At 39.2% G+C, this 10,747-nt stretch carries 7 protein-coding genes; 2 read left to right on the top strand and 5 right to left on the bottom strand.

Going from position 1 to position 10,747, the window contains the following annotated elements:
- Nucleotides 1–11: 11 nt before the first annotated feature.
- A complete protein-coding gene (locus AC1WHX_RS07040) occupies nucleotides 12–2,534 on the top strand; it encodes an adenosylcobalamin-dependent ribonucleoside-diphosphate reductase (protein WP_009317286.1) in 2,523 nt (840 codons plus the stop codon).
- A gap of 250 nt (nucleotides 2,535–2,784) precedes the next feature.
- On the top strand, nucleotides 2,785–5,469 hold the full coding sequence (locus tag AC1WHX_RS07035) for a 4-alpha-glucanotransferase (RefSeq protein ID WP_303116881.1): 2,685 nt from the start codon (nucleotides 2,785–2,787) through the stop codon (nucleotides 5,467–5,469).
- A 58-nt stretch (nucleotides 5,470–5,527) separates the two neighbouring features.
- Here the strand turns inward: AC1WHX_RS07035 and AC1WHX_RS07030 are convergent, their stop codons facing one another.
- The 5 genes from AC1WHX_RS07030 to AC1WHX_RS07010 form a co-directional block, all read right to left on the bottom strand.
- Nucleotides 5,528–6,799 carry an adenylosuccinate synthase gene (locus AC1WHX_RS07030; protein WP_122337081.1) on the bottom strand — a complete coding sequence of 424 codons (1,272 nt, stop codon included), beginning with the start codon at nucleotides 6,797–6,799 and terminating at the stop codon, nucleotides 5,528–5,530.
- A gap of 51 nt (nucleotides 6,800–6,850) precedes the next feature.
- Complete coding sequence (locus AC1WHX_RS07025) at nucleotides 6,851–7,321, bottom strand: Fur family transcriptional regulator (RefSeq protein WP_122337082.1); 471 nt, start codon at nucleotides 7,319–7,321, stop codon at nucleotides 6,851–6,853.
- A 66-nt stretch (nucleotides 7,322–7,387) separates the two neighbouring features.
- Nucleotides 7,388–8,077: a DNA alkylation repair protein gene (locus tag AC1WHX_RS07020; RefSeq protein ID WP_122337083.1), complete on the bottom strand. Its 690-nt coding sequence runs from the start codon at nucleotides 8,075–8,077 to the stop codon at nucleotides 7,388–7,390.
- A 130-nt stretch (nucleotides 8,078–8,207) separates the two neighbouring features.
- Nucleotides 8,208–10,241, bottom strand: a complete 2,034-nt coding sequence (locus tag AC1WHX_RS07015) for a dipeptidyl-peptidase 3 family protein (RefSeq protein WP_122337084.1) — start codon at nucleotides 10,239–10,241, stop codon at nucleotides 8,208–8,210.
- A gap of 261 nt (nucleotides 10,242–10,502) precedes the next feature.
- Nucleotides 10,503–10,747: helix-turn-helix domain-containing protein (locus AC1WHX_RS07010; protein WP_481229061.1), on the bottom strand; the 245-nt coding region annotated here is incomplete at its 5' end.

Here is a 10,747-nt window from a genome sequence, read left to right as displayed (position 1 = left end):
CTAAAGAAACAGTGGAACCTAAAAACTACACTTATGATGAAGCATTCGAAGCTTCATTAAAGTATTTTAAGGGTGATGAGCTTGCAGCCCGAGTATGGGTGAACAAATATGCCCTTAAAGATTCTTATGGAAATATTTATGAGAAGAATCCGGATGAAATGCATTTTCGTTTGGCAAGTGAAATTGCGAGAATCGAAAAAAAATATCCTAATCCTCTTACAGAAGAGCAGTTGATGGGCCTTTTTAGAGATTTTCGTTATATTGTTCCTCAAGGAAGTCCGATGAGTGGTATCGGAAATAACTTTCAAATAGGATCTTTGTCTAATTGTTTTGTTATCGGTATGGACGGTTCGGCCGATTCATACGGCGGTATTATAAAAATAGATGAGGAGCAAGTACAGTTGATGAAGAGGCGGGGTGGAGTAGGACACGATCTGTCTCATATTCGCCCTAAAGGTTCGCCTGTAAAAAATTCAGCTTTGACCTCTACCGGTTTAGTTCCGTTTATGGAGCGTTATTCCAACTCTACCCGTGAAGTTGCTCAAGACGGACGTCGTGGAGCTTTAATGTTGAGTGTTTCTATTAAACACCCTGATTCGGAGGCTTTTATCGATGCAAAGATGACAGAAGGTAAGGTAACAGGGGCAAATGTCTCTGTAAAAATCAGCGATGATTTTATGAAAGCTGCTATTGCCGGAGAGCCTTTTGTTCAGCAATATCCGATTGAAGGAGAAAATCCCAAAGTTACAAAAGAAGTCGATGCTCAGGCTATTTGGAAAAAGATAGTACATAATGCGTGGAAGTCGGCAGAACCGGGAGTCCTCTTTTGGGATACTATTACTCGGGAATCTGTACCCGATTGCTATGCTGATCTGGGATTCAAAACAGTTTCTACCAATCCTTGCGGAGAGATACCTTTGTGCCCTTATGACAGTTGTCGTTTATTAGCTGTCAATCTATATTCATACGTTGTAAATCCGTTTACAGATAAAGCATATTTCGATTTTGACCTGTTCAAACAACATATTATGCTGGCTCAGCGTATTATGGATGATATTATCGATCTTGAAATGGAAAAAATCGATAAAATATTGGATAAGGTTAAGTCTGATCCCGAGTCGGATGAAGTGAAGCAGACAGAATTACATCTTTGGGAAAAGATACGGTCAAAGACTTTGAAAGGACGTCGTACCGGAGTCGGAACGACAGCCGAAGGAGATATGCTGGCTGCTCTCGGATTACAGTATGGGACAGAAAAAGCGACGGAATTTTCGGAACAAGTCCATAAGACATTGGCTTTGGCGGCATATCGCTCTTCTGTGCAGATGGCGAAAGAAAGAGGAGCTTTTGAAATATTCGATGCGAAGAGAGAAGAGAAGAACCCGTTTATTCTGCGTTTAAAGGATGCCGATCCTGAGCTTTACTCTGATATGGTGAAGTACGGACGTAGAAATATTGCTTGTTTGACGATTGCTCCGACAGGGACGACGAGCCTTATGACGCAGACTACCTCCGGTATTGAGCCGGTGTTTATGCCTGTGTATCGTCGCCGTCGGAAAGTAAATCCGAATGACCCTGAAGTTCGTATCGATTTTGTCGATGAATCAGGAGATGCGTATGAAGAGTATGTCGTATTCCATCATAAGTTTATAACATGGATGCAGACCAATGGTTATGAAGTGCGATCGAATTATACACAGGAAGAAATAGACGAATTAGTATCCAAATCACCTTATTATAAGGCTACATCGAATGATGTCGATTGGTTGCAGAAAGTGAGAATGCAAGGTCGTGTTCAAAAATGGGTAGATCATTCGATCAGTGTAACGATCAATCTACCGTCAGATGTAACAGAGGAATTGGTGGGACAGTTGTATGTTGAAGCCTGGAAGAGCGGCTGTAAAGGTTGTACCGTTTATAGAGATGGTTCTCGGGCAGGAGTGCTTCTCGCAACAAAAAAGGAGGAGAAAAAAGCACCGGTACATCTTGATCCTAAACGTCCTATAGAGTTGGATGCCGATGTAGTCCGTTTCCAGAATAATAAAGATAAATGGATTGCTTTTATCGGTTTGAAAGACGGGAATCCTTATGAAATTTTTACAGGTCTGGCGGATGATGAGGAGGGAATCTTGCTTCCGAAAAATATTACGAAAGGAAAGATAATTAAAGCTATCGATGAAGAAGGCAATAAACGTTATGATTTCCAATATCGAAATAAGAGAGGATATAAAACGACAATTGAAGGTTTATCCGATAAGTTTAATCCTGAATATTGGAATTATGCCAAATTGATTTCGGGAGTCTTGCGTTACGGTATGCCTATTGATCAGGTTTTGAAGCTCGTTTCTACTCTTGAATTGGACAGTCAGTCTATCAATACGTGGAAAAACGGGGTGGAAAGAGCTTTGAAAAAATATCTGCCGAACGGAACAAAAGCCAGCGGACAAACGTGTCCGAATTGTGGTCAGGAAACTCTCATTTATCAGGAGGGCTGTTTAATTTGTACTTCGTGCGGTACATCTAAATGCGGATAAATCGGTCGATTATTGTATAAAAAGATATTCTATTGATAAAAAAGACGAACATGTGTTCGTCTTTTTTTGTTTGAACTTATAAGCCTGTTTTAAATCTTTTGAAAATTATACTATTTCATTTCGGATAAAAATTTAAACAGGCATTTAACTATATTTGAAAGAAAGAATTTTATTTTTGGGCTGAGATATAATTATCGGTTTTGAATAAATTCGTAACTTCATAACGAGCTAATGATTAAAATGAATAGCTATGAAAATAGTCTTTAAAATAGAATATCATACCCGTTGGGGACAAGAACTTTATGTGACAGGCAGTCATTCTTCTCTTGGTAATTTTGAGGAGGAGAAAGCTGTACCGATGCGGTATGAAGGAGATGGGATATGGGCTTTAACACTGAATTTGCAAGACGCATCTTCCGGATTTGATTATCATTATTTAGTGAAAGAATATGGGCAGCCTTATGACAAAGAATGGGGCGAGCCTCGCTCTTTTATACCGTCGACATTAAATCATACTTATTATTTATATGATGTTTGGCAGAATATGCCTGCCAACAGTTCGTTTTATTCTTCTGCGTTTAATAAAGTAATTTTGGCACGTCATCGGACAGGTTCAGATGTTTTGCCTTCTTATTCAACTGCCGTGACGTTACAGATATATGCACCCTCTATTCGTCCGGATGAAGTTGTGGCTTTGACCGGGACAATGATGTCTGAGGCATGGAGTATTAAGGATGCTATTATTATGGATGATACACGTTTCCCTTTGTGGGAGGCTGTATTGGATGCATCATCTTTGAAACATACCGTAGAATATAAATTCTTGGTCATGAAGAAAGATTCCCGTAATGTCGTTGCATGGGAATCTGGGAATAACAGAGTTTTGGAGATTCCTCATTTGGGATCGAGTGAGAACATCGTTTTTTCCGGCTTTAAATGGAATCTTCCTTTACCGGACTGGAGAGGGGCAGGAGTCGTAATTCCGGTCTTCTCATTACGTTCAGAAGAAAGTTGGGGAATAGGAGAGTTCCTTGATTTGAAGAAGATGGTCGATTGGGCTGTACAGACAGGTCAGCGGTTTATTCAGGTTCTGCCGGTTAATGATACTACAATGACTCATACTTGGCTTGATTCGTATCCTTACAGGGCGAATTCTATTTTTGCTCTTCATCCGGCATATTTACGAGTAACGGCAATAGATCGGTTGAAAGACAATGATTCTATGGTTGCATATGAAAAACTTGCAGCAGAGTTGAATGTTTTGCCAGAGATTGATTATGAGCGAGTAACTCTTATGAAATGGGAGTATTTAAAAGCCGTATTTTTGCAGTCAGGGGAAAAAACATTGAATTCATCTGGTTTTAAAGAGTTCTTTGAGGCTAACAGAGAATGGCTTGAGCCTTATGCTGCTTATTGTTGTTTGCGTGATATTTATGAAACTCCGGACTTTAGGAAATGGAAGATGTATTCGGTTTTCAATCCGGATGATATAGCCGAATTCTGTGCATGTGGGAATATTTATTATGATAAAGTCAGTTTTTATTATTTTGTTCAGTATCATTTACATGTACAGCTTCTTGAAGTCAGGAATTATGCGCATGCAAAAGGCATAGTGCTTAAAGGCGATATTCCTATCGGGGTAAGTCGGGATAGTGTAGATGCGTGGTCTCATCCCGAATTGTTTTACATGGATTCGCAGGCTGGAGCTCCACCTGATGATTTCTCTGTAGAAGGCCAAAATTGGGGATTCCCGACATATAATTGGGATGAGATGGCTAAAGACGATTATGCTTGGTGGAAAGCCCGTTTTCGTAAAATGGCAGAATATTTCGATGCATACCGCATAGATCATATATTGGGTTTTTTCAGAATCTGGGAAATTCCCGAAAGTGCCATACAAGGAGTATTGGGGCATTTTAATCCGGCTATTCCTTTTTCGATAGAAGAATTACAGTCTTATGGATTTTATTTTGATGAACACCGACATGCACATCCGTATATTCGGGAATATATGTTACAAAGTCTGTTTGGCGAATATGCAGGAGAGGTAATACATGATTATCTGCTTGAATGCGGATATGGAATATATGCATTGAGTCTCGATTTCAATACGCAAAGGAAAATTGAAAACCATTTTTGTGGTAAAAGTGATGAGAAGAGTTTAAAAATAAAATCCGGACTTTTTGCATTAACAGATGAAATTTTGTTCGTAGAAGATCCTTACCAGAAAAGGAAGTACCATCCTTGTATCTCTGCCCGGCAAACATATAGTTATAAATCTTTGACTGATTATGAAAGATGGTGTTATGATCGGCTGTATGTTGACTTTTTTTACCATAGACAAGATGCTTTTTGGAAAAATGAAGCAATGAAGAAACTACCACCGTTGATATCTTCAACCGGGATGCTGGTGTGTGGTGAGGATCTGGGGATGATACCGCAATCTGTACCGGAAGTAATGAATGCGTTGCAGATTCTGTCACTCGAGATACAAAGAATGCCGAAAGATCCGGATAAAGAGTTTGGAGATGTAGCTAATTATCCGTACTTGTCGGTATGCACTACTTCTACGCATGATATGTCCGGAATCAGAGCATGGTGGGAGGAAGACAGGAGTAAGACCCAACGGTATTATAATTGTATTTTACAAGAACAAGGAGAAGCTCCTTATTACTGTGAACCGTGGATATGTGAAAAGATTCTTGCTATGCATATGCATTCGCCTTCTATGTTGGCTATCATTCCATTACAAGACTGGCTTTCGATTGATGGAAATATACGTCGTAATAATCCTGTAGAAGAGAGGATAAATGTTCCGGCTAATCCTCGCAATTATTGGCGTTATCGTATGCATATTACGATAGAAGATTTGTTGAAAAACTCCGATTTCAATAAACGGGTATTCGAGTTGGTGAGATCCGGTGGGAGAGAATGATTAAAAAAGCAATCGGGTGGAATCAAATCCCACCCGATTGCTTTTTTTAAGAGCAGTTTTATTTTTCCGTATATCTTACGATTGTTTGTTCACGGTCAGGACCTACCGAAACGATTTTGATCGGAACTTGCAGTTCCTTTTCTAAGAATGAGATATAAGCATTAAATTCTTCCGGGAATTCGTCTTCACTTTGCATTTTGGTCATGTCGCATTTCCATCCCGGGAGCTCTACATATACTGGTTCGATAGAATCATTGATTTCAAAAGGAAACTCTTCTGTCTCTTTACCATCAATTTTATAAGCAACACAAGCTTTTATCGTTTCGAATGTGTCGAGCACATCGCTTTTCATCATGATGAGGTGTGTAACGCCGTCTATCATAATGGCATATTTTAAGGCGACGAGATCTATCCATCCGCAACGACGTTTACGTCCGGTTACTGCTCCGAACTCGTGCCCGATACTACACATCTTTTCACCTGTTTCATCGAATAACTCTGTGGGGAAAGGACCGCTTCCTACTCGAGTGCAATATGCCTTGAAAATACCGTAAACATTCCCGATTTTGTTAGGTGCTATACCGAGTCCCGTACAAGCACCGGCACAAATGGTATTTGAAGAAGTCACAAAAGGATATGAACCGAAATCGACATCTAACAGAGTCCCTTGTGCTCCTTCTGCAAGAACCGATTTACCCTCTTTTAAAAATCCGTTTACGACGTGTTCGCTGTCGATGAGATTAAATTTTTTCAAATATTCCAGAGCCTCGAACCATTGCTTTTCGAGTTCTGCAATATCATATTGATAATTAAGTGATTTTAAAATAGATTCATGTCGGGCTTTGGCTTTGGCATACTTCTCCTCGAAGTTGTGTAACAAATCACCTACTCGCAATCCGTTGCGGCTTACTTTATCGGTATAGGTAGGGCCGATACCTTTACCTGTCGTTCCGATTTTAGAGTCGCCTTTAGCAGCTTCGTATGCTGCGTCTAATATACGATGAGTCGGGAGTATAAGATGTGCTTTCTTCGAAATGTATAATCTTTGTGTCAGGTCATGTCCGCTGGCTGCCAGAGCTTCGGCCTCCTGTTTGAAAAGAACAGGATCGAGAACAACTCCGTTACCGATTACATTTACTTTTCCGCCTTGAAAAATACCTGAAGGAATAGAGCGGAGTACATATTTTTGACCGTCGAACTCCAAAGTGTGTCCTGCATTTGGGCCTCCTTGGAAACGGGTGATAACGTCATACTTAGGGGTTAGCACGTCGACTACTTTTCCTTTACCTTCGTCGCCCCATTGTAAACCTAATAGCACATCTACTTTCATACGTATATACCTAATTTTATATAAACTTTCTTGTTCTTGAAAAAATAAGGGCTATTTACGAGATGATTTTTTTCGTTCTGCCTGATTGCAACGGTTACATAGGCCATATACATACAAGGCATAATATGAAGTTGTAAATTTCCCGAATTTTTTGTTTGCCAATACATTCAATAGTTCTTGATCTTTCACTTCCTGTACTTTCCCGCATTTTGTACAGATCAGGTGATGATGGCTGACCATATTATACGATTTTTCGTACTGGGCGGGATTGTAACCGAATTGATGTTTCCTTATCAGACCGGCATCGACAAGCAGGTCTACGGTATTGTAAATGGTTGCCCGGCTTACCCGATATTCGCTTTGAGACATAATGTCATAAAGCGAATCAACATCGAAGTGTTCGTTCGTCGAATATATCTTATCCAATATGGCATAGCGCTCAGGAGTTTTGCGATGACCTTTCGCTTCTAAATATTGAGTAAGTTTTTGTCTTACGATTTCTTTCGTTTTATCTTCCGGCATGGTGTCATTTGTAGGAAACAGGACAAAGATAATTAATTTTTATAACAAGAACAATGAAACATTAGTTCATTTATCTTGCGTCGGAAAAAGAGTGTCTTTGCAAAATTCATATTCCAGTAAGATCTCTTCTGCAAATCTTTTTTGTCTGTCATTTCCTGTTTCGGATATATGGCGAAATATGTCGGCTATATGTTTTGCTGTTTGAAGATCTCTGTGCATCAGCCGTTTTATGCAATTGAGTGCCGCTATTCGTATTGAGGAGATTTCCCGGTCGTCTTGGTTTAAAACTGAGGATATGAGTTTTTCTTCTCCTGCTTTGTCCGGATACCTGTTTTGCATCATTAGCCGGTTAAATAATTGGTATCCTGTATAGCGAAGAATATCTTTGTCCGATGTGACCCATTCGCTTGCTTTTTGTATTGCAAACGGGAGTTTGATAAATAAATTCATGCAACAGATGTCTGCAATTTCAGGATAGGGAATCTCCTCAGCCCATTGTTGAGCTTTGTCCGGATTCATTTCATTTGCCGGATATAGCCATGTAGCTAACATTTTCGATTCTCTTATTTGTTCTTTCCAAAGATATTGGGCTAATTCCGCATTGGGGGTATATGATTCTGCGATATTGCGTATCAATGGAAGGGTAAGACCGAAATTAATCCGGTAGTCCATCCCTTTTTCTCGCATACTTGTAGAAACGATTCCGTTCATTGCCATTCTGAATCGTTTTTTTATTTCCCGTAAAGTTTCCTCCATAAAAGTTAAGATATAAAATAGCTTGTTTCAAAGGTACGTAGAATTTTTATTTTTACTCAATATAAAATATAAAAAACGGATAATCTCATAATTGAAATTATCCGTTTTCCATATTATTGTTTATGAGTTTCTAATCGTTATAAGTAGGTAGGGGAGAATAGTCTTTTGAGTACCGTAACATTTGTTCAGAATACCCTTCATCGTATGAGATTTTTACATCTGTGATATTTCCGTTACTATCTTTTACGGGAGTATATACAGGATTAATGAATCCCTTATACGGAGCAATGTTCAATTTCTCGTAACGGGCTAATACTTCTTTATGAAGATCGGGATCTACTTTTACGGCATAAGTTTCCACAAGATTCTTTCCGGCTTCATAATCTCCCGTAGATTTGATGCGTTGTATTTCTGCCAACAATTCGCCCAATAATGTCCGCATTTTGTCGTAATCGTTTATAACGACAAATGTTTTCCCATTTTTCTTTTTAAATTCTACGACTTTATCCTGAGCACCTTTTTCCAATACCCAAGCTGCGATCAATTGTCGATTACGCATGTGCGCTTCTTCGATGTTTTTGCCGGGAGCGATACGGGTCAGTTGAGTCATAAGGCCGTTCATCATGTACTTATAGTATTCCGACTTATAAGCATCTGCTGTTGGCAGGAGTCCGAGAGATACTATTTTCGGATCGGCGATATAATAGAGGGCAAATAGATCTGCTCGTGCTTCTTCGAGAGTAGAGGTATAGGCTTTTAATGCATCGGGATCTGTACCCGGGAGTAATTTTCCGGAAGCATGCCCGAGACATTCATGCAGGTCGGTATGTAAATTGTCGGCTTGAAATCCGTATTTTTCCATCCAGTTGCGTTCTGTATCGCTCCATACAAATTCTTCTGCAAAGCCATTTCCTTGTGCCGCTTTATCGTAAGCATCTGTAATATTTTCGATCGTTACAGATTTTGAACCGTGATCGTGACGTATCCAGTTGGAGTTCGGAAGATTGATTCCGATTGCAGTAGAAGGATAAGAGTCTCCTCCAAGAATAGCTGCGGTGATTACCTTTGCCGATACACCTTTCACGTTTTCTTTTTTAAACCGGTTATCTACCGGAGAGTTGCTTTCGAACCATTGAGCGTTGTTACTGATAATCTCGGTACGTCTCGAAGCTTCTTTATTTTTAAAGTTGACCAATGCTTCCCAGCTGGCTTTCATGCCAAGAGGATCTCCGTAGGTTTCGGTAAATCCGTTTACAAAATCAATGTCAGAGTTCAGATCTCCGACCCAAAGGATTGCGTATTCGTCAAATTCTTTTAAATCACCGCTTTTATTGTAAGAAATCAGTTTTTCGATTACTGCTTTTTGCTGGTCGTTTTCTGCAACGGCAGCAGCTTTTTCAAGCCAATAAACGACTTTTTCTAAAGCTTCGGAATAACGACCTCCGACTTTATAAACTTGTTCTTGTATTTTTCCGTTCCGTTTAACCAGACGGCTGTTCAATCCGTATGAAATAGGAGTGGGATCGGCAGGATTTTTCATGTTATTATAAAAAGCTTCGGCTTCGGCCTGAGTGACTCCGTCATAATAATTCCCTGCAGAAGTTGCGACAAGATCTTCTCCTTCGGTTTGATTTACCCGTTTTGTCATAATCTTGGGATTAAACATTACCGGAGTGATGTCGTTCAGTAAATCTTTAATGCTTCCTCCTTTTTTTAAAGGCAAAGACTGAGCCGGTATAGAGCTGACTGCTTGAACGAAGAAGTTTTGGCTGAATTCCGGTTTAAATTTATCCGTAGAATAGTGGTGGTGTATTCCATTGGCAAACCATACTTGTTTCAGATATTTTTCCAAAGCTTTAAAATCTTTACTGTTTCTGTCTCCTTTATATTGGGTATAAACGGCCTCAAGAGTCCGACGGATAGCCAGATTCCATTTCCCGTTTTGATCATATAAAATATCTCGTCCTTGTAATGCGGCTTGAGAAAGATAATAGACTAATTCTTTTTGTTTAGGTGTCAAGTCTTCAAATCCCGGAACTTTATAACGAAGTATTTCCAGATCTGCAAATTTTTCAACCGAATAGAAATTTTTTTCAGCTGCCGATATTTCGACAGATGTTGAAAATGTAGCTGCGGCTATCATCATACAAATAGTTTTTTTCATTGTCATTTTGTTTGATCTGTGTTTCAATGTATATGCAAATGTACAATCTTCAGGTTAAAGAAAAAAGTTTCATTAGTAAAACTCTAATGAATATAGTTTATAGAAGTAAAAGCCTGTCTTAAATTTTGCTTGGGGTTGATTTGGAATAAATTCATATGAATAATCATTTTCCCTATCGATAGGGAAAATGTACAGATACTGCCACCATCGTTATAGACTGGCGCTAAGATTTGTGTTTTTATGCAGAAGATTATTTCATTTTTATGAAATGGTTAAAGTTGCGTTGTTTCGGTAAGATTTGGGTGAAAAACCGGTGTAGCGTTTGAAAAACTTACCGAAAAAGGACGGGTTCGGGAAATTCATTTGAAAAGCTATTTCTTGAACCGTTGCATTGGAATATTTCAAAAGAAAAATAGCTTCTGACATAATGACTTCGTCTATCCACCTTGAAGGTGTTTTCCCGCTTACTTCTTTGATTATAGTTGATAAATATTTAGAAGAAATAC

The sequence above is a fragment of the Coprobacter sp. genome (assembly GCF_982436375.1).
Note: the sequence above shows the minus strand (reverse complement) of the source record. Positions and strands in the feature narration are given on the sequence as shown.

Excerpts from the sequence above, each read along its gene's own strand:
- AC1WHX_RS07035 (WP_303116881.1), top strand. The coding sequence starts at position 2,785 with ATGAAAATAGTCTTTAAAATAGAATATCATACCCGTTGGGGACAAGAA.
- AC1WHX_RS07015 (WP_122337084.1), bottom strand. The coding sequence starts at position 10,241 with ATGAAAAAAACTATTTGTATGATGATAGCCGCAGCTACATTTTCAACA.
- AC1WHX_RS07020 (WP_122337083.1), bottom strand. The coding sequence starts at position 8,077 with ATGGAGGAAACTTTACGGGAAATAAAAAAACGATTCAGAATGGCAATG.
- AC1WHX_RS07030 (WP_122337081.1), bottom strand. The coding sequence starts at position 6,799 with ATGAAAGTAGATGTGCTATTAGGTTTACAATGGGGCGACGAAGGTAAA.
- AC1WHX_RS07025 (WP_122337082.1), bottom strand. The coding sequence starts at position 7,321 with ATGCCGGAAGATAAAACGAAAGAAATCGTAAGACAAAAACTTACTCAA.